At 63.8% G+C, this 20119-nt stretch carries 16 protein-coding genes; 5 read left to right on the forward strand and 11 right to left on the reverse strand.

What is annotated here, in order from left to right; genetic code table 11:
* Position 1: 1 nt before the first annotated feature.
* On the reverse strand, positions 2-244 hold the full coding sequence (locus ACTG4X_RS34145) for a hypothetical protein (protein WP_440534525.1): 243 nt from the start codon (positions 242-244) through the stop codon (positions 2-4).
* Positions 245-655: 411 nt separating this feature from the next.
* Here ACTG4X_RS34145 and ACTG4X_RS34150 point away from each other — a divergent pair, with 411 nt between their 5' ends.
* The 3 genes from ACTG4X_RS34150 to ACTG4X_RS34160 all read left to right on the forward strand — a co-directional run bounded on the left by ACTG4X_RS34150 (position 656) and on the right by ACTG4X_RS34160 (position 6343).
* Positions 656-5035 carry an RHS repeat-associated core domain-containing protein gene (locus ACTG4X_RS34150; protein ID WP_097200955.1) on the forward strand — a complete coding sequence of 1460 codons (4380 nt, stop codon included), beginning with the start codon at positions 656-658 and terminating at the stop codon, positions 5033-5035.
* 722 nt (positions 5036-5757) lie between these two features.
* Positions 5758-6042, forward strand: coding sequence for a ribbon-helix-helix protein, CopG family (locus ACTG4X_RS34155; RefSeq protein ID WP_097200956.1), 285 nt, complete (start codon positions 5758-5760; stop codon positions 6040-6042).
* 7 nt (positions 6043-6049) lie between these two features.
* Complete coding sequence (locus ACTG4X_RS34160) at positions 6050-6343, forward strand: type II toxin-antitoxin system RelE/ParE family toxin (RefSeq protein ID WP_097200957.1); 294 nt, start codon at positions 6050-6052, stop codon at positions 6341-6343.
* 534 nt (positions 6344-6877) lie between these two features.
* On the opposite strand, the gene ACTG4X_RS34165 is transcribed toward ACTG4X_RS34160, so the two are convergent.
* The 10 genes from ACTG4X_RS34165 to ACTG4X_RS34210 form a co-directional block, all read right to left on the reverse strand.
* Positions 6878-7693, reverse strand: a complete 816-nt coding sequence (locus tag ACTG4X_RS34165) for an SDR family NAD(P)-dependent oxidoreductase (protein WP_097200958.1) — start codon at positions 7691-7693, stop codon at positions 6878-6880.
* A gap of 34 nt (positions 7694-7727) precedes the next feature.
* Positions 7728-9329 (reverse strand): L-lactate permease, encoded by a 1602-nt coding sequence (locus ACTG4X_RS34170; protein WP_440534526.1) that lies wholly within the window; start codon positions 9327-9329, stop codon positions 7728-7730.
* Between the two features lie 76 nt (positions 9330-9405).
* Positions 9406-9723, reverse strand: a complete 318-nt coding sequence (locus tag ACTG4X_RS34175) for an NIPSNAP family protein (RefSeq protein ID WP_097200960.1) — start codon at positions 9721-9723, stop codon at positions 9406-9408.
* A 40-nt stretch (positions 9724-9763) separates the two neighbouring features.
* Positions 9764-10741, reverse strand: coding sequence for a tripartite tricarboxylate transporter substrate binding protein (locus tag ACTG4X_RS34180; protein WP_440534527.1), 978 nt, complete (start codon positions 10739-10741; stop codon positions 9764-9766).
* Positions 10742-10771: 30 nt separating this feature from the next.
* Positions 10772-12454 (reverse strand): thiamine pyrophosphate-binding protein, encoded by a 1683-nt coding sequence (locus ACTG4X_RS34185; RefSeq protein ID WP_440534528.1) that lies wholly within the window; start codon positions 12452-12454, stop codon positions 10772-10774.
* 132 nt (positions 12455-12586) lie between these two features.
* The gene (locus tag ACTG4X_RS34190; RefSeq protein ID WP_097200963.1) at positions 12587-13474 is read right to left on the reverse strand and encodes a helix-turn-helix domain-containing protein; all 888 of its coding nucleotides are present in this window, start codon (positions 13472-13474) and stop codon (positions 12587-12589) included.
* A 333-nt stretch (positions 13475-13807) separates the two neighbouring features.
* Positions 13808-14158 (reverse strand): hypothetical protein, encoded by a 351-nt coding sequence (locus ACTG4X_RS34195; RefSeq protein ID WP_440534529.1) that lies wholly within the window; start codon positions 14156-14158, stop codon positions 13808-13810.
* A gap of 188 nt (positions 14159-14346) precedes the next feature.
* Positions 14347-15120 (reverse strand): ferredoxin--NADP reductase, encoded by a 774-nt coding sequence (locus tag ACTG4X_RS34200; RefSeq protein ID WP_440534530.1) that lies wholly within the window; start codon positions 15118-15120, stop codon positions 14347-14349.
* Positions 15121-15385: 265 nt separating this feature from the next.
* Positions 15386-16330 carry a DUF1295 domain-containing protein gene (locus tag ACTG4X_RS34205; RefSeq protein ID WP_440534531.1) on the reverse strand — a complete coding sequence of 315 codons (945 nt, stop codon included), beginning with the start codon at positions 16328-16330 and terminating at the stop codon, positions 15386-15388.
* Between the two features lie 44 nt (positions 16331-16374).
* A complete protein-coding gene (locus ACTG4X_RS34210) occupies positions 16375-18492 on the reverse strand; it encodes a molybdopterin-dependent oxidoreductase (protein WP_440534532.1) in 2118 nt (705 codons plus the stop codon).
* A 222-nt stretch (positions 18493-18714) separates the two neighbouring features.
* Here ACTG4X_RS34210 and ACTG4X_RS34215 point away from each other — a divergent pair, with 222 nt between their 5' ends.
* Positions 18715-19377, forward strand: coding sequence for a TetR/AcrR family transcriptional regulator (locus tag ACTG4X_RS34215; RefSeq protein WP_218840296.1), 663 nt, complete (start codon positions 18715-18717; stop codon positions 19375-19377).
* A gap of 315 nt (positions 19378-19692) precedes the next feature.
* Entirely contained in the window at positions 19693-20118 is a 426-nt protein-coding gene (locus tag ACTG4X_RS34220; protein ID WP_097200967.1) for a MarR family winged helix-turn-helix transcriptional regulator, read from the forward strand.
* Position 20119 lies beyond the last annotated feature (1 nt).

Raw genomic sequence — 20119 nt, forward strand, 5'->3', positions numbered from 1 at the left:
CTCAATAGGCGAGTCGAACGCCACCACTGCTGACGAGACTGCTGCGGCCCTCACGCGCCTTCGCCGCCTGCCGCTTCACGATGCCGCTGCGAACGAGATGCTCCACGGTGAGGGCGGTCTCGCCCTCACCCAGCTTCGCTCGCCCTGCAAGCTCGCTCGTCGAGAACTGTTGATCGGGCGCCGCGTACAGGACCGTGAGGAACTTCTGTACTTCGGGAGAGAAAAGGAAATCCGCGGCACTCATTCCTGCTTTGCGGTCGGCATCGGCGCTTCATCTATCGCTGGGGCAGCGCAGCGCCTGAGCATGAAAAGAAAGCGACAGCGGTCGGCATCGAGGCGGTTTCCCTGAGCGGCTTTTTTCTCCCTGGCCTCTACCAGCGCCGAACCGCTGTCGACAGGCAGTGTGCGCGCCCCCATCGAAGCCAACGTGAAGTCTGTGCGGGAGTTCCGCGAAACGATACCTGCCGTCCTGTGAGGTGCGACCTCGAAACCTCGGATGAAGTCTTGAGGAGGCCAAAGTAATCCTTTCGAGGAGCAATCACAGAAACCAGAAATGGACATTTGATTGCTTCATTGAACATGTCGTTACGCTCGTTCCGATCATTGCCACACAGCGCAATGCATCCGAATTCAAAAGAATTAACGAGGGTCACGCATGCATTTCGACGCGACTGCCGCGCACGGCAGCTTCAACCATCGCCAGCTCAAGCGACTCGCTCTGCAAGGCGCTGCAGTGCTCACGCTGCTGGGCATTTCCGGATGGGCCCAGGCGGCCTGCTCACTGAACTTCACATCGCCCAGCAAGGGCGCGAAGGTCACCTCGCCCAACATCACGGTGTTTGGGACCGGCGGCGGCGATGCCACCACCGGTGACGCCGGCACCGTGACCGCCACGCTCAACGGTTCGCCGTTCTTCAGCTACTCCGGGTCCTTCACCGCCGTCGTGTCGTTCCTGGAAGGACGCGGCGTGCCCGTCACGCTGCGTTCCGGCCCGAACTACCTGGCAGTCTCCGGCAGCGTCGGCGGATGCAGCGCGTCGGACTATATGACGGTCTACTACGACACCTCCGACGTCATTCCGCGCAAGAACAAGGGCGACGGCACCGAGCGCAACGGACCGCAGTCGTGCACCGGCAACCCCATCAACTTCGCGATGGGCAACAAGGTGCAGGAGGAAGAAGACTTCCGCAGCGCGTCCACGCACTATCCCCTGCGGTTCGCACGCATCTTCAACAGCGCCGACGGCTACTGGCGCTACTCGTACGCCATGCGCCTGAGGATCAGTGCGACCGAGGCGGTGCTGCTCCATGCGAACGGACGGGAATCGCCGTTCGCACGCAGCGGCTCGACCATCACGCCCGATGCGGACGAGCTCGGCACGCTCACACAAACGAGCACGGGCTGGCTTTATGTCGACGTAGACAACACCCGGTACGAGTTCAACACCACCGGTCGCCTGACCAAGCAGACCCATCCCGATGGCTGGTATCACAGCCTGTCCTACGGCACCAACGGCGCCGTGACCGTGACGGACGGCTTCGGCAACAGCATCGGCTACACGGAAGACGCCCACTTCCAGCCGCGTACGCTGACCACGCCCAACTTCAGCGTCGCCTACAACTACGACACTGCCAACCGGCTTACTTCCGTCACCAAGACGGCCGGCTCGAATGTGACGAGCCGCACGTACCACTACGAGAACGCCGCCAACCCGCGCTTTCTCACGGGCGTGACCGACGAACTGGGTGTGCGCTTCGCCACCTACGCCTACGACTCGCTGGGTCGCGCAACGAGCACCACGCACGCAGGCAATGCCGGGCTCACGCAAGTGGCCTACAACGCCAACGGCACGACGACCGTGACCGACCCGGTGGGCCGGGCCACGACCTATCACTACGTCGTCGTCAATGGCGTCAAGCGCATCTCCCAGATCCAGGGCGAGCCGGCACCGGGCTGCCCGGCCAGCAACTCGTCGTTCACCTATGACGCCCGAGGTCTCCTGTCGAGCCAGACCAACGCGACCGGCAGCGTCACCAGCTTCACCTACAACACCCGAGGCCTGGAGGCTTCGCGCACGGAAGCACTCGGCGCACCCGAGCAAAGAGCCATTGCCACGACCTGGGACACCACGCTGCCGGTGCCCACGCTCATCGCGCGGACCGGCCAGGAGGCGGCGTACACCTACGACACGAGCGGCAAGCTGCTCACCGAGACGATCACTGACACCGGCGGCACATCAGGCACCGCTCGCACAAGCCAGCGGACCTACACGACCGAAGGTCTGGTCCAGACGCACACCGAACCCAACGGTGCCGTCACCACCTACGCGTACGACACCCGTGGGAACGTGCAGAGCGCGACCAACGCGCTGGGCCACATCACCACCTACACCTACGACACGGCCAACCGTCTCACGAGCCAGACGGACCCGAACGGCCTGGTCACCACCTTCACGTGGGATGCGTACGACCGACTCCTCACGCGCACCGTCGGCACCGGACCTGGCCAGACCACGACCCTGACCTACCACCCCACCGGCACGATGGCGACCACCTCGCTGCCGACCGGCCTGGTCACCAGCTACACCTATGACGCTGCGCAACGCCTGACCGGCTGGAGCAACAACCGCGGCGAGAGCGGCACCTACACCCTCGATGCGGCCGGCAACCGCCTGACGGAGCAGACACTCAACAGTTCCGGCTCGATCGCGTGGACGACTGCGCGCACGATCAACAAGCTCAACCGCGTCGCCACCCAGACGCAAGGGACCAATCAGAACGAGAGCTTCAGCTACGACGCGAGTGGTGATCGCATCGCCCAGACCAATGGGCTGAACCAGACCATGAGCTGGAGCCTCGACGCGCTGGCCCGCGTCAAGACCATCACTGACGCGGCCAACGCCAGTGCCGGCCTCGGCTACAACGCGCTCGATGCCATCACCCAGGCCAGCGACTTCAACGCCATCGCCACCAGCTACAGCCGAGACGCCCTGGGCAACGCCACCGCAGAAGCCAGCGCTGACAGTGGCCCTCGCAGCAGCCAGTACGACGCCCTCGGCCTGCCCAGCCAGATCATCGATGCGCTCGGCCAGGCCACGAGCATCACCCGCGATGCGCTGGGACGTCCGACCAGCCTCGTCTTCGCCGACGGCAAGACCACGACCTTGCGCTACGACCTGAGCACCAACAGCAAGGGCTACCTCAGCGAGATCATCGACCGCTCCGGCATCACGGAGTACACGCGAGACATCCACGGGCGCGTCACTCTCAAGAAGCAAACCCTGGCGACAGGCACAACTACGGGCAGCGTTCAGCAAGTTGCCTATACCTACAACACCGCCACCGGCCAACTCGCCAGCGTCACGTATCCGGGCGGCGGCGTGCTCGGCCACTTCTACGACACGACCGGCCGCCTCGTGCAACTCGGCTGGAACGGTGCCCCGCTGATCGACGCCGTCACCTGGAATGCCCTGGGCCAGCCCACGGGATGGAACTGGGCCTTCACAAGCACCAGCCCGAGGCTCGCGGCCAACCGCAGTTACGACAGCGCCGCGCGTCTCACCCAAACCGAGTTCAGCAGCTACACCTACGACGCGGCCGGGCGCATCGGCAGCCTTACGCAGAACCTGTGGGGTCCTGCCGACAGCGATCCGGCTCACAGCACCATTGCAGTAGCCGACAACACCTGGATAGTCGGTTACAGCGCGACGGGCCGCATCGTCAGCTTCACTGGTCCTGGCGACAGCGCCAGCTTCAGTTATGACGCCAACGGCAACCGGATGGCGAGTACCCGGGTTCTGGCAGGCCAGACCACCAGCCGCAGCTACACCCTGGAGCCGGGCAGCAACCGCCTCGCGGGCTTCAGCCAGACCATCAACGGCACCAGCAGCACCAGCGTCGCCTATGGCTACAACGCCAACGGCGACCTGACGAGCGACGGCCTCAGAAGCTATGGCTACGACGCGGAAGGCCGCCTGGCCACGGCCACCACGGGCGCCAACGATGTCAGCCCGACCACGCGCTACGCACACAACGCCTTGGGCCAGCGCGTGTTCAAAACCGAGCCGCTGTACCCGCCCAGCCAGGGCGACGAGAACGACCCCGGCTTCTGGAACAGTCTCGTGGCGTTCTTCACCAAGCTGTGGAGCCCGACCACGACACAAGCCGAGCAGCTCGGCTACGCCTATGTCTACGACGAACAGGGCAGCCTGATTGCGGAGGTGGGCAGCGGCGGCACGAACAGTTCGGGCGAGGCGCAGTACATCTACCTGCCGACAGCCAATGGGCCGATGCCGATCGTCGCCGTGGTCAATGGCACCACGTATGCGGTGCACAGCGATCACCTGAACACGCCGCGCAAGCTCACCGATGCGACCGGACAGGCAGTCTGGCAATGGGGCTACAGCGCGTTCGGAGAGCACAAGCCGACGCTGGCGAAGAACCGGTTCGCCAATCTGGAGGTGACACCGAATCCAGGCACCACGAACATCGCAGAAGTGAAGTTCAACCTGCGGTATCCGGGGCAGTACGCGGACGAGGAGTCGGGACTGTTCTACAACTACTTTCGCAGCTATGACGCAAGGACGGGGCGCTACAGCCAGCCGGATCCGATTGGGCTCGACGGGGGGTGGAATCGGTTCGGATATGTCGATGCGAATCCGCTGGGCTTTATTGATCCGCTGGGGCTGGACAGTACCAATTACTTGAATATCTCCGGCGGCAGAAGCGTTCTGAATGGTCCGTCGAATGGCAACTGGGGCGGGAAGTGCTGGAGTGGCGGCCAGTATTCATGCAGTGGCAACCCTGTCGGTGCTGCGCCGCCGGCAGACAGCGGCGATGCGTGCTATCAGCGGCATGATCTCTGTTACGTCGCGTGCGGATCGAATGGTGCATGCCGAACGGTTTGCGACAGAAGGATGGTGGATGAGTTGAGAGCACTGCCCGACGATCCTCGGCAATGGCCTCAACCTCCACGGCCAGGCACAGAATCAGATACTCGTGCATACAGAGACTCGGCGATCGGAAGCTTCAGGTGAAAAATTCGAGGTCCTTGGTCACGTTGTGGGCACCCTTTGCCTGCGCCTGTCTGCTCACGTTCGTGGCCTATAAGACTCTTTGGGCCACTCAGTGGTATTGGACTTTCCTTTCCCTGCTCGGGGTCCTGAGCTGCCTACTTGCCTTCAGAGTCTTGAAAAAAACCGGATTGAAATGGTGGTCGATAGCGAGCGTGACGATAGGCCTGCTGATGGGGCAATGGTGGTTCGTGGAGCGCTTGATTCTGCGAATATTCTGGCAACTCAACGGATTCGCTCCATAGGCCATGGCGCTCGATGATTCGAGCATCGCGGACGCATCTACAAGAGGGCTGCTTTCGAGACGGCGAAGACTCCTCGTATTCAGCGGCGTGGCAATGGTTTGGGTCGGAATTCTTCTCTATTTCGGAACCTCTCCGGACCAAGCTCGTGAAGAGCGCCGCAACGCTTGCACCGCGCAGTGCAAGTCACTTGTCGGGGTTTTGGAGGGAGAGAAGTACGTCGGACCGAGCTGGAAAACCAGAGAAATCAACTCGAAGTGCGTTTGCAGATAGCGGCGGCCAGGTTTGACGCCTCGGGGCCGCCTGCTCGCTCGCGATCCAAGCTTCCTCGATCATCCACTTGGAGTGGATGGCCCCGGCCACGTCGACGGCAAGGTTGCAAGCCGCACTGTGCTACAAGTGTGCTACAATTTATCCACCTCCATCCTCACAAGGTCAATCAGCATGTCGACGACCACCATCCGCATTGAAGATGAACTGAAAGCCCGCATTGCGGCTGCAGCGGCGAGGTCGGGCAGGTCTTCGCATGCGTTCATTCTGGAGGCGCTTTCCGACATGGTCGAGCGCAGCGAAATGGACGAGGAACTGCATCGGATCGCCGACAAGCGCTGGGCTGCGTTGCAGCGCACCGGTGAATCGGTCGCTTGGGAGGACGCGAAAGCCTACTTCCAGGCACGCGCTGCCGGCAAGAAGGCCCATAGGCCGTCGGCTCGCAAACTGGGAGGCTGAAGGGTTCATGGTTCGTATCGAACTGGCACCGGAGATCTTGGATGACATCGATCGCTTCATCGACCACTTGGCACTGCACGAAGTCGTCGACGTGGTGGATCAGGTCCAGGAAATTCTCGAAGCCATCCAGATTCTTTCGCGCAATCCCCTGATCGGCCGTCCCGTCAGGGACGGGAAGCGGGAATTGGTCATCGGCAAGGGCAGCCGCGGCTATGTGGCCCTGTACCGCTATCTGGCTGAGATCGAGACAGTCTTCGTCCTGGCAGTGCGAGCCCAGCGAGAGTCCGGGTTCAAACACTGACGGCTCCTTGAGCGATCCTTGCGTCATGTCAAGCCCGGGAGCCCGCGCGCTCCCGACACTGGCGTCGACACATGAAAATCCCCCAAGGACCATTGAACCAACCGGGCCAGCGTAGCGCATGCTGCGCCGCCGATGATGGACGAACCGAACGCCCTCAAGCTGGGATGGTGAAAAGCGTACCAGTTCGTTGTCGATTTCGGGCCGCCGGGCACCGCCGTGCGCATGATCGAGGTGAAGCCGCCGTGTTGATTTTCCGCGCGGGCATGATCCAAGTTTCCGCGAAGAATTAACCCTCCGTGCGCACGCCTGCGGTTTCGTGCAATCGGTGCGCAAAGATAGATCAGCGCTCGATGGAAAGGCAAGTTAGGCGCGCGCGCGGAAATCCGCACACTGGCTTCGGCACCGGCCCTGGCCCCACCTCCCGTGCCGCACGGTTCCAACCCTCTCGTCTCATCCTCGAACGGCTGGCCTGGCGTCCCACACAGGGTGCCAACGCAGGTGGGATCTCCCCAGGGACACGGCGTTCGCCGGCGCCTACTCGGACGGTCGCGTCGCCGTCAGGCCCGTGGGCGGGCCGTCGATCGCGGTCCACCCGCCATCCACCGACAGCGAACTGCCAGTGATGTAGCTGGCTGCGTCAGATGCGAGAAAGGCCACCGCCGAGCCCACCTCCGACGGCTGCCCCCAACGATTGAAAACCGTGTGGGCCGCATAGGTGTCGTAGATGGCCGCACGCTCCTTGAGTGGCGCGGTCAGCCTTGTCTCGATGATGCTGGGCATGACCGCATTGACGCGCACACCGTAGCTTCCGACCTCGGACGCAAAGCCCTTGACCATCTGCGCGATGCCTGCCTTGGTGGCCGCATAGATTCCAAGGCCGGGCTCGATCGTCACCGCGCGCATCGACGAGCACAGGATGAGGCTGCCGCTTCCCTGCTTCATCATCGGCGCGCCGAAGCGGCGCATGAAGTGAAAGGCTCCCTTCAGGTTCAGGTTCACGACCTGATCGAACTCTTCGTCCGTGTAGTCGACGATGAGCTTGCGGATGTTGAGTGCTGGCGTTGCCACCGCAACGTCGATGCGTCCGCGCGCAGCCAGTGTGTGCTCGGCCAGGGCCCCGATGTCCGCGCCGCTCGCCGCGTCGGTGCCGCGCCATTCGGCGGAGCCCGAGCCCGATTGCATGATCTGCTGGGCCGTGGCCTTCGCGCCATCGGCATCGCGGTCGGCGCACACCACGTGCGCGCCCATGGCGCCCAACGCATGCGCAGAGGCTTGGCCAATGCCCGACGCCGCGCCCAACACCACGGCCGTCTTGCCGGTGAGATCGAAGAGTTGACGGTAGTTCTGCATGTTTTTGATCTCCGTGACCAGAAAGTGGAAAAATTCAGGGAAGCATCCAGGCCAGCGGGCCTGCCTGCAAGTAAACCAGCGTGGAAAGTGTCAGCAGCAACAACAGGCTCCAGCCGATCACCCTGCGGAAGATCGCACCTTCCTGGCCGACGATGCCGACCGCCGCCGCGCCGACTGCCAGGCTTTGCTGCGAGATCATCTTTCCCAGCACGCCGCCAGATGCGTTGGCCGCAGCCAGCAATGCGGCGCGGATGCCGGTCTCCTGTGCCGCGGCGACCTGCAGCGCGCCGAACAGCGCGTTGGAGGAATTGTCCGATCCCGTCACGGCCACGCCGATCCAGCCGATGACCGGCGAAAGAAACGCAAAGGCCGCACCGGTCTGCGCCATCCAGCGGCCGAGCGTGATCGTCTGGCCGGAGTAGTTCATCACGAAGGCCAGGGCCAGCACGCACAGCACGGTGGGGATGGCCCAACGCAGTTGCTTGAGCGTAGTGCCATAAGTGCGGATGACTGCGACAGGACGCACGCGCAGCAGCATCGCCGACAGCGCTCCTGCAAGGAAAAGAAGCGTGCCGGTCGCTGACAGCGAATTGAGCGTGAAGACCGAGGCCACGGGCTTGCCCGCTGCGTTGACGATGCTCACCCCCGGCCACGGGAAGCGCAGGGTGCCTGCGGAGAGCCATTGCTGTGCGCCCCTGGTTTGTGCCAGCGAAAAGATGGCAATGATCAGGATATAGGGTGCGTAGGCGATCCACACGGTACGCGCGTCGTGCCGTGCCACTGTCGGCGGCGACGGCTCCACGTCCTCGATGCGGCCGGGCTGAACCGGCTGCCAGATGCACAGGAACAGCATGAGCGCGCCGGCCGAGCCCAGGGCACCGAACACGTCGGCCAGTTCGACCGAAATGTGGTTGGCGGCGATCCACTGCGCCGCGCCGAACGCAAGGCCTGCGACCACGGCGGCAGGCCAGGTCTGGCGCAGGCCGCGCTTGCCGTCGAGCAGGCCGACGAGGATGAGCGGCACGAACGCCGCCAGAATCGGTGTCTGGCGTCCGACGATCGCACCCAGCAGGCCAAAGGGTTCACCCGACACCTGCGCCAGCGTGACGATCGGCACTGCAAGTGCTCCGAAGGCAACCGGCGCCGTGTTGGCAACCAGCGCCAGCACGGCAGCCTTCATCGGCCTGATGCCAATGGCCAACAGCATCGCGCCCGAGATGGCGATCGGCGTCCCGGAACCGGCCAGGGCCTCGATCAGCGCGCCGAAGTTGTAGGCGACGATGATCGACTGAATACGCGGATCGGGACTGATGCGCGCGAAGCTGTCCTTGAGCACCGCGAAATGGCCCGACTGCACGGTCAGGTTGTAAAGCCAGATCGCGTTCACGATGATCCACAGCACCGTCAGCACGCTGAATGCCGCGCCGTAGAGGCCGACATTGAGCGTCATGCCCCACGGCATGCGATAGGCAAACACCGCCACCAGAACGCAGATGGTGAGCGACACGAGGGCCGCAACGTGCGGCGCGACACGCAGCCAGCCCAGCAGGACGAACATGGTGAGAAGCGGCAGCGCTGCCAGCGCCGACGACATGAGAAGAGACCCGCCGATCGGGTCGTAGATCTGTTGATACAAGGGATGTCTCCAAGGGTCTGCTGGCGGCGTGCCCGTCTTCGCGGTTGCCGGGGCTGCGCGTGCGCGCAGCGCGATGTCACGGTTTGAAGAAAGACGTCGGCACCATCAGCCTCGTCTCCTGGGAAACGAGGTAGGCGGCCACCGCGCTCTTCTCGAGATAGCTTGCCCAGGCCGGGTCGCGCTGCATCGCGGCGCGCTTGCTGGCGCGATCCGCCGCATCGGCGAAGACCCAGATGTGCGTGTAGCTGTTGACGTTGCCGGTCTCGGTCTGAAGGTAGGCCAGCGGTTCGCCGAGGTGGCGGCGCTGGATGTCGAAACCGTGCTCGGCATACAACGCCAGATGGCGCTTCAGGGTGCCGGGCCGGCAGGTGTAGGTGCGTACGTCGTAGAGCATGTGTTTTCCGTTTCCTTGCGGTTCAGAGGGGTTCGTTCATTCAGTCCACGGTGGGGCCGGAACGCTCGACCAGTGCTCCCCAGCGCGTCACTTCCTGCGCAACGAAAGGCTGGAACGCCTCGTGCCTGTCGCCAATGGCGTCGGCGCCGAGTTCCTTGAGGCGCACCTGCACAGCAGGGTCGGCCACCGCCTGGGCGATCGATGCGGACAGCCTGGCCACCACCGGCGCGGGCGTGCCGGCCGGCGCGAAGAGGCCGAACCAGGAGCGCGCGTCCATCTGCGGGTAGCCCGCTTCGGCAAAGGTCGGTACCTCTGGCAGGTTGGCGCGGCGGACCTTGCCTGTCACCGCCAGCGGCCGCAGCGTGCCGGCCTGCATCTGTGTCAGCACTTCCGGCAAGTTGGCGAACATCGCCTGCACCCGACCGCCGATCAGGTCGGTCTGGGCCAGCGCGCCGCCCTTGTAGGGCACGTGCTGCATGCGGGTGCCCACCAGGGTGTTGAACTGCTCGCCCGCCAGATGCGCTGCGGTGCCAGTGCCGCCGGATGCGAAGTTGATCTTGTCGCCCTGCGCCTTCGCAAAGGTCGCGAACTCGGCCGCGTTGCGCACCGGTACGCCGGGATTGACCACCAGCACGAGGGGCACCGACGCCAGATTCGACAGCGCGGCAAAGTCCTTCGTCAGGCTGTAGTCCAGCTTGCGGTAGAGCGTCGCGTTGATCGCGTGGCTCGATGTCGCCATCAGGATCGTGTAGCCATCGGGCGCGGCGCGGGCCACGATCACGGCGCCGATGTTCCCGTTGGCGCCGGCCTTGTTGTCGATCACGACAGGCTGGCCGAGCTGGTCCGACACCCTCTGTCCCACCGCGCGGGCGATCACGTCGGTCGCCCCCCCGGCAGCAAAGGGCACCACGATCCGGATGGGACGTGCCGGGAAGTCGCCGGGGCTCTGCGCATGGGCCTGCACGAGCGCGCAGGCACCCAGTGCCGCCAGGGCCGAAGCCCGCAGCAGTGTGTTCATGTCTTGTCTCCTGGTGGTCGAAAAAAGTCTTCAGGCCGCAGCGCGCAGGGCCTTCTCGCGCAGCTCGCTGAGGGTGGCGCGCGGCGTCAGGATCTCGGGCTCGATCGCAAGCTCGATGAGCGCACCGCCTGCGGCAAGGGCACGCTGCAGCGCAGGGGCGAAGTCGTCGCTGCGCTCCACCCGCTCGGCATGCAGGCCGAAGGACTGGGCATAGAGCACGAAGTCGGGGTTGCACAAGTCAGTGCCGATGGGCCGGCCCGGATAGTTCACTTCCTGGTGCATGCGGATCGTGCCGTACATGCCGTTGTTGAAGACAATGAAGACGATCGAGAGCGCGTGGCGCTTGACGGTCGCGAGCTCCTGCGAGGTCATCAGGAAGCAGCCGTCGCCCGCCAGGCAGACCACCTGGCGCGACGGATGCTGCAGCTTGGCGGCGATGGCAGCCGGCACGCCATAACCCATCGCGCCGCTGGTGGGCGCGAGCTGGGTGTGCGGTCGCGAGAACGGGTGGTAGCGGTGCGCCCAGGCGCTGTAGTTGCCCGCACCGTTGGTCAGGATCGCATCGGGCTCGAGCGCGTCGCTCAGCGCCTGAATGACGCGGGCGGGGTCGAGCTTCGCCTGACGCGTCGACGGCGCGACATAGCGCTCGTAGTTTCCGCGCAGCCGGTCGAGCCATGCCCGCCGGGGCGCCGGGTCGACCGGTAACATCTCGGCTGCCGCCTGCGCGAACGGGACCATGCTGCTCAGTATCTTGAGCGCCGGTTGGTACACACGCCCGAGCTCCTCGGCGCAGGGCAACACATGAACCAGCTGCTGGCGCGGGACCGGAGCCTCAAGCAGCGTGTAGCCGCTCGTCACGATCTCGCCCAGTCGCGTGCCCGCCGCAATCAGCAGGTCGGTCTCGCGCACTGCCTTGGCCAGTTCGGGATTGACGCCGATACCGACCTCCCCCACGTACTGCGGATGGCGATTGTCGAAAAGATCCTGCCGCCGGAAGGCGCAGGCCACAGGCAGCGCGTTCTGCACGGCGAAGCGCTCGATCGCGTCGCGGCCTTGCGCGCTCCAGCCCGGTCCGCCGAGCAACAACAGTGGCCGCCGCGCCGCGGCAAGGTGCTCGCGCAGGCGCAGCATCGCGTCGGGCGCGGGATGCGCCTGCGGCACCTCAACGCGCGGCACCACAGAGGGAAAGGCCGAGTCGGTCAGCATGTCCTCGGGCAACGCCAGCACCACAGGACCGGGACGCCCGGACATCGCCACCGAATAGGCACGCGCCATGAATTCGGGAACGCGTGCGACGTCATCGATCTGCGCCACCCACTTCGCGAACGGGCCGAACATGCGCCGGTAGTCGATCTCCTGGAAGGCCTCGCGCTCGATCATGTCGCGCCCGACCTGGCCGATCAAGAGAATCATCGGCGTGGAGTCCTGAAAGGCAGTGTGCACGCCGATGCTCGCGTTGGTGGCACCGGGCCCACGCGTGACCATGCAGATGCCGGGGCGGCCGGTGAGCTTGCCTTGGGCCTCGGCCATGAAGGCAGCAGCGCCTTCATGGCGGCAGACCACGACGCGCATCGCATCCTGCTGCGCATGCAGTGCGTTCAGCACGTCGAGGTAGCTCTCTCCCGGTACGCAGAACACGGTGTCGGTGCCTTGCGCGAGCAGTGCGTCGACGATCAGTTGGCCACCGGTGCGGAGTTTGGGGGAATCGTTCATCGCCAGCCATCAAGCCGCCATCACGGCAGCAAAGTTGAGGTGAGATGAACTTTAGGCAGCCGAATGCTTTGGGCGGTAGGACGATTGCGAACTCGTCTTGTACTTTTCGACGCCCTGGACTAAGGGCTTACGCTAGCGGGGCGTACCGTAGCGCTTCTTGAACTCGCCAGGTGTCAGCTGTGTGCGCTTCTTGAAGAAGCGGCTGAAGTAGGCGTGGTCTTCGAAATGAAGATGAAATGCGATCTCGGCGACGCCCATGTCGGTATTGCACAGCAGCCGCTTGGCCTCGAGCACGAGGCGCTCGTGAACCAGTTCCCCCGCGGTCTTGCCCAGCGTGCGCTTGACGGCATCGTTGAGTTGGCGCTCCGTGACATGCAGCCGCTCCGCGTAGTCGCGCAGCGGGCCGAAGTCGAGGTAGTGCTGGTCGATCAGAAGCTTGAAGCGCTTGGTCAGCGACCAGCTTTGCGGGGAGGCACCGTCGGCGGCGCGTGCTGGATAAAGTCGCCGCAACCGGGTCAGCAGCACGAGCAGGTAGGAGCGCACGATGTCCAGTCGCGCCTCGGCCCGGCCGAGCATCTCCTTTTCCATCTCCCGCAGCAGCGGCAGCAGCTCGTCATGCTGCGCCTGAGTGAGGTAGAGCACGGGGGCATCCGAAGCGACGTGAAAGAAGGGGTACTTCGCAATGTCGTCGGAGCGCGGGAACATCTGCACGAAGAATTCGGTGCTGAAGTTGACGACGAAACCCTTGGGCGGCACGGTCGAGGCCCAGGCGTGCAGTTGGCCGGGCGATACGAAGAACACGGTGTTGGCGCGCGCCTCGAAGGTCTCGAAATCGAGCAGGTGCGTGCCTTCCGCCTCACTCATCCACAGCAGGTGATAGTAGTTGTGACGGTGCGGGAAGCCGCGAGGGATGTCTGGACGGTGTTCGAGCCGTACGAGGTCGAAATGGAATGCACCTGCCTCACCGCTGAAGTCGGAGCTGTCGAAGACAGGAAAGTCGGCACTGGGCGTGGTGTGCACGAATGGGCTTGCTATCTATGGAGGATCGGTTTCATGGATTATCGGACAGCGATTGAACAATCCGGCGCCCAGACGATGCGGCGATCCAATTCCAGTGCCATCCGCTCTGCCCTTTTAGAAATCCAAAAACCTTACCCCAGCGCGCGTACTCGGCATCGACGAGCTCCGAGAATCGTGCTGCAAAGAGCTGGCTCAGCGAGAGTGGCAGCTGCGCCGTCACCTTCGTGCATGGACATTCGCGGTGGGAGTCGACGCCAACGGAACATGAGGGAAAGCTTCAATTCTGAAAGCACCGAAGCTTCTTTGCCTTGATCGGCGGATGTCCCAAGGCCCTCACCGCGGAGTCATCGTGGCGGAAATCGCATCACTCCGCCGGGCGCGAGCAACGGCCGCGCCATCTCCTGGCGCGGCACCATCAAATGACCGCACCTGGGTGCAAGCCGACAGCCCGCTTGGTTGTGTGACGCGCGCAGCTCGGTCCCTATCCCCAGTGCCGCCAAGATCCGTTTCGATGATCAGCACGTGCCGAGCAGCAAAGAGCTTCAGGTCCGCCCCGCGAAACGTCGACGGCGGCACGCGCAAGGCCAACGGGCAACCGCACCAGCTGGCGGTGCCGGCGACGGCGACGGCGACGGCGACGGCATCGAAGTAACGCCGCATCCAGTCAGAGGGATCGGCCTTCAAGTTAGCCTACGTGCAGTGGTTGACGAAGCCTGAAGAGGTGATCTCGGCGCGAGTGGAAACCGCGCGCAGTCATGCCATCTCGGCACGCGCGCGGCCTGTCGGCTCGTCGCCCTCGTCGAATCCATGCCGAGTGAAGTCGACGCGCTGGCGGTTGAACAGTCATCAGCGAGCGCAGGCAAGCTGGCGGCTTACTGCCCAACGAACGCGCGCTCGACGACGAAGTCGCCCGGCGTGCTCGTGTTGCCTTCCTTGAAGCCGCGCTTTTCCAGGATGTGCTTCAGGTCGACCAAGAGGCCGGGGCTGCCGCACAGCATGACGCGGTCTTCCTCGACGTTGAGCGGCGGCAGGCACAGGTCGTCGGTGAGCTTGTTGCTCTCGATCAGGTCGGTGATGCGGCCCTGGTTGCGGAACTCCTCGCGCGTGACGGTCGGGTAGTACAGCAACTGCTTGGCGATCATCTCGCCGAGGATCTCGTGCTTGGGCAGGTGGTCGGTCACGAGGTCGTGATAGGCCAGCTCGTCGACCTGGCGCACGCCGTGCACCAGGATGACCTGCTCGAACTTCTCGTACGTGTCCGGGTCGCGGATGATGCTCATGAACGGTGCGAGGCCGGTGCCGGTGCCGAACAGGTACAGGCGCTTGGCCGGCAGCGTGTAGTCGATCAGCAGCGTGCCGGTGGGCTTGCGGCCCACGATGATGGTGTCGCCCACCTGGATGTGCTGCAGCTTCGAAGTCAGCGGGCCTTCTTCCACCTTGATGCTCAGGAACTCGAGATGCTCCTCGTAGTTCGGGCTCACGATGCTGTAGGCGCGCAGCAGGGGCTTGTTGTTGACCTTCAGGCCGATCATCGTGAAATGACCGTTCGAGAAGCGCAGCGCCGGGTCGCGCGTGGTGGTGAAGGTGAACAGGCGGTCGGTCCAGTGATGGACACTCAAAACTTTTTCTTCGTGAAAGGCACTCATGGCTCGAGGGGAAAAGGTGAGGGGGCGGGCGTTGCGGCTAGCCCGCGTCACAGCGGCTTCAGTGTTGATGCGGCATCGGCTACATCAAAGCTCAGCTGCCACTACATGAAACGCTGCTCTGCAAGATTCGTGGTTCTGCTCAGCGCTTCGCTGAAGGCACGACTCTCCTCCAAACAACGCGAGCATCGGGTTGCGTCCAAATTCGCTTTGGGCCTGAAATTTTGGGCGACTTCGCACTTCTTGATGAGGCGGCATCCGTCCCGTGTCAGGTAGATTTTCCCTGAGGGCGCGGCTGGTCAACCCGACTCGGTCCAGGAAAGAACATGTTGGTCGACTGCTGGTACGCTTGGTAGTCTGGGCGCTTCTGCGCTGAGAAGTACTCTGCGGGCTTAGCCCCGGTGTAGTGCACCAGTGTCGTGTACATGATGCGCGATACGTAGAGGGTGCCGATGCCCAGCAGCACCCATGTCACCAGCGGACTGCGGCCTTGATGATCCAGCCAAGCGGGAATGGCTGCGACGATCAACGCGTTCCAGACCATCCATTCGGCGAAGTAGTTGGGGTGCCGGCTGTAGCGCCAAAGGCCGACGTTGCAGACCTTGCGCGTCTGGTTCTGGCGCTTCATCTCGCGCAGAAAGGCCAACTTCTGCGCGTCGGCTACGCTTTCCATCACGAAGGCCGCCAACCACAGCAGCAGCCCGAGGATTTCGAGCGGATGAACCTGCTCACTGCGGCTGGTGGCGATGACGAAGGCCGGGAACGCCAGGAAGGAGATGTTGGCGAATCCCTGCACCAGCGCCTCCACTTGGATCATCAGCTGAGTATTGGTGATGCCTTTGCGTTCCCAGCGCAGGCGCTGGTACTGGTAGCGCGGGAACTCCTTCTTGAAGTGTCCTGCATGCCACATTCTCAGCGCCCCGACGCCCATGCGCAGGCCCATGAACAGGTAGGCCATGCCGATGATCATGCGGCGCCAGCTCACGCCCTGGGCGAAGCTCAGAGTCACCAAGCCGATGAGCGCCAGCCCCAGGGGCCAGCCAATGTCTACATAGGACAGGCGCCCGGTCCTCCAGGCGGGGATGCAGACCACAAGCGTGAAAAGCAGCAGCTGTCCAACTCCGTTGATCCAACCGATCTGGCATATGTCAGGCACGAAGAACCACAGAATGGAAGCGCCGACGAACGGCAACAGCGGAGCGATGAAGATCATAGGCGGGGCGGACGGGCAATGCGGGAGATGGAATGCCGGGATGATCAGGCCGCTTGACGTGCTGCGCTGATGGCCACGGGCGTGCCGTTGAAGGCGGCGTTGCCGGTAAGCGGATCGATGCGCCCGGAATCGGTCAGGCTATTGATACTCACGCCGGGCTGCTCGGCAGCCAAGCGCATACCGATGTCGGGACGATGATGTCCCCAACCCTGCGGGATGCTGACCACGCCGGGGGACATGTCGTCATCGATCTCGACCTCGATGTCCAACTGCCCGGTCCGGGACCGTACGGTGACGAATTGTCCGGAACCGACACCGAGGCGGCTCGCGTCGGACGAGTGCAGCTGCACACTGATGCGGCCGGTGCCCTTGAGCAGCCGGCGCGAGTTCTGCGTCCATGTGTTGTGGTTCCACACCAGGCGTCGGCCGATCAGCTTGAACGGATAGTGCTCACGATCAGCGGCATCGTCATGAAGCGCCGCGTTCAGGCGCGACAGATCATTGAGGTACAGGTCCGGCGCGAGCTGGATGTGCCCATTGAGGGTTCTGACGCGCTCACGCGCGCACGGCCTGAGTGGACCGAGGTCCAGTCCATGCGGATGCTCCAACAGCGTCGTCAGGCTCAGGCCTTGGTCCTTGTAGGGACCGGATCGCAACGCGGCATCGAGCAGCATTTCCGGAGTGGTGCCGTCATCGACTGCCCCGGTCAGGCAGCCGATCAGGCCTTTGAGGATCTGCCAGTCGTGGCGCTGCTCGCCCTTCGCCTGGAACAGCGGCGGCGAGTACTTCGCGGTGTTGTGCACCGCGAAGCTGTTGAAGAACACGTCGAAGTGGGCGATTTCGAGCCCGGTCGTCGCGGGCAGAATGATGTCGGCGTGTCGTGTGGTCTCGTTCAGGTAGATATCGACCGAGACCATGAAATCCAACTGCGCGAAGGCCGTGTCCAAGCGGTCGCCATTGGGCGCGGACAGCACCGGGTTGCCAGCGACCGTGAACATGGCCCGAATCTGCCCGGGCCCTTCCGTCAGGATCTCATCGGCCAACGTCGCGACGGGAAACTCACCGCTGAAGAACGGCAGCTGGCGCACCCGCGACCGCGTCGGTGGTCGCGCACCTGGGTCGTTGCGCTGGACTCGGGCGAGCAGATCGAAGGCGGGTTGTGGAAACATCGCACCGCCTTCGCGGTCGAAGTTGCCGGTCACGACGTTCAGTACGACGGTCAGCCATTGGCACAGCCCGCCGAAAGACTGCGCCGAGGCGCCCATGCGGCCGTAGCACACGGCCGACGGCGCGGCCGCGAACTCCCGCCCCAAGCACCGGATCCGGTGCGCCGAAATGCCAACCGCGTCGCAGACACGCTCCGGCGTGAAGTCCGCGCTGGCCGCTGCGATGCGGTCATAGCCGTCGACCATGTCGCCAAGTTGACCGAAGTCCACCAGGTCTTCCTCGATGACGGTGCGGATCAGCGCGAACAGCAGCAGCGCGTCGGCCTCTGGCCGGATGGCGAGGTGTTCGCTGGCGATCTTGGCTGTTTCGCTGTGGCGCGGATCGACCACCACAACCTTACCGCCGCGTTTCTGTATAGCCTTGATGCGCCCGGGCATGCCCGCGCCGCTCATCATGCTGCCGTTGGAAACCACCGGATTGCCACCGATGATCAACATGAAGTCCGTGCGATCGATGTCGGGCACGGCGATCGCCATGCTCGCACCGAACATGTAGTTCGCGGCGACGTGGTGCGGCAACTGATCGGCTGAGGCCGAGCTGTAGCGATTCCTGCTTCCCAGTGCTTTTTGGAACTGTGGCAGAAAAACAGCGTTGCCCAGGTTATGCGCATTGGGGTTGCCCAAATAGGTACCCACGCTGTCCGACCCGTACTGCTGCTGGATGGCGCGCACCCGCTGCCCGATCTCCGCGTAGGCCTCGCCCCAACTGATCTCGCGCCAGCCGCTGCCTGTCCTGCGCAGCGGTGTCCGGATGCGATCCGGATCGGCGTGGAAGTCCTGCAACGCCACGGCTTTGGGGCAAATGTGGCCACGGCTGAACGGGTCCTGTCGGTCGGGCTTGATCGACACAATGGCGCCACCCTGGTGGCTGATCTCAAGGCCGCACATGGCCTCGCAGATATTGCAAGTTCTGAAATGGGTCTGGACTTCGGACATATTCGACATCAACTGCGGTAAGTGTGCTGGCCGTCCTCGCGGACCTACCCTCATGCTCAGACCCCATCCTGGACTGCGGCGAGCCGCCGAAAAGCATTCACCATGGCTGTCGGCACAGGCCGGCGCGCTGCCACAATCAAAGTTGGTGCTGTCGACGGCCACTCTTGAGTTTGGTGTTCACAGCGGAAGCTTCCAGGCAGGAAGAACAAAGGAGCAACCCCTGTGGCCAAGCATAAAGAAGTTAAGCAAAAGAGACGTTCGGATTTGATAGCCGGGGTTGCAACGCTGGACAGCGCCCCGGTGCAGCCGCATAAGCGACCGCGACAGCGGCGTTCTCGCTTCACGATCTTGGCCATCTACGACGCGTTTGTTCGGATTTGGTCTCGAGACGGTCCAGCGGCGGCAACCATGCGTAACGTAGCGACCGAGTCGGGCTTCGCCATCGGCACCTTGTACGAATACTTTCCCAACGTCGACGCACTGCTCTTGGGCTATGCACGCCACCTCGCTGACACTGCGCTAGCGAGATTGGACGCCGAACTCGAGCGCACTGAGGGGAGCTGGACGGAGCGTCTGCATCGCTTCATATGCGTGTGCTGTGACTTCCAAGCGACCGGCTACTGCGACGATCAGATGCTTCAACTCGAGTCATCGCTGGCGCGACGCGGGGACTACACCCGCTTCTTCGCGAAGCTGGAGCGACGCTGGATTGCACTGGTCGAGAGTTGGGATGGGCCGCGCCCCGAGCGTGCCCAGGTGGCCGCCATTGCACTCGCTGTTTGGGGGGCGCGATATTTCCGCCAGCGCTTGGGAGAGGTTCGAACGTTGGACGGGTGGGTCGATCAACTGTGCAGACAGTGCGAGTTGGCCTGGAAAGAGGCCTAGCCGGGGGCGCTACCGCACGGCGTTCACCTTCCTGACCACGTTGGTTGTGCCGCTACCTCTCCGAGCCATGCCCCGTGTCCCGATCTCTATGCGGCGGCGCTGCGGCTAGCTCAGGCTCGCACCATCGAAGTGGCGCCGCCGTTGGAGGAAGCCACAAGGACTGCGAAGAATGCGAGATCTCTCCTGCACGCTGGCACAAGCGAAGCGAGGAGTTTCGAATTCGATCGGTTCGGCGGTCATGCCGCAGATTGTGTCGCACGGCATATATGTCATGACGTGATATATTTGCCACTGTTTCGGCATCCCACTTCAGCCATGGCCTCCACCCCGCGCAAGCTCGCCAAGAAAGACTTCGAGGCGCTCTCCCAGTTCCGCTACCAGATGCGCCGCTTCGAGCGCTTCTCCGAGCGCGCCGCGCAGGCCGAGGGCCTCACGCCGCAGCAGTACCTGGTGCTGCTGCACATCAAGGGCGTGCCCGGGCGCGACTGGGCCTCGGTGGGCGAGATTGCCGAGCGCCTGCAGCTGCAGCCGCATGGCGCGGTCGCGCTGGTCACGCGCTGCGAAGTGCTCGGGCTCGTGCAGCGCCGGCCCAGCGAAACCGACCGCCGCCAGGTCGAGGTGCACCTGCTCGCCAAGGGCGAGAAGCTGCTGCTGCGGCTGGCCGAACTCCACCGCGCGGAACTGCGCTCGCTCAAGGGCGTGTTCGACGTTCCGCAGATCGATCTTCCAGACGCTTCGTGAG

The sequence above is a fragment of the Variovorax sp. YR566 genome (genome assembly GCF_051992195.1).
In the GTDB taxonomy this organism is placed as follows: Bacteria; Pseudomonadota; Gammaproteobacteria; order Burkholderiales; family Burkholderiaceae_C; genus Variovorax.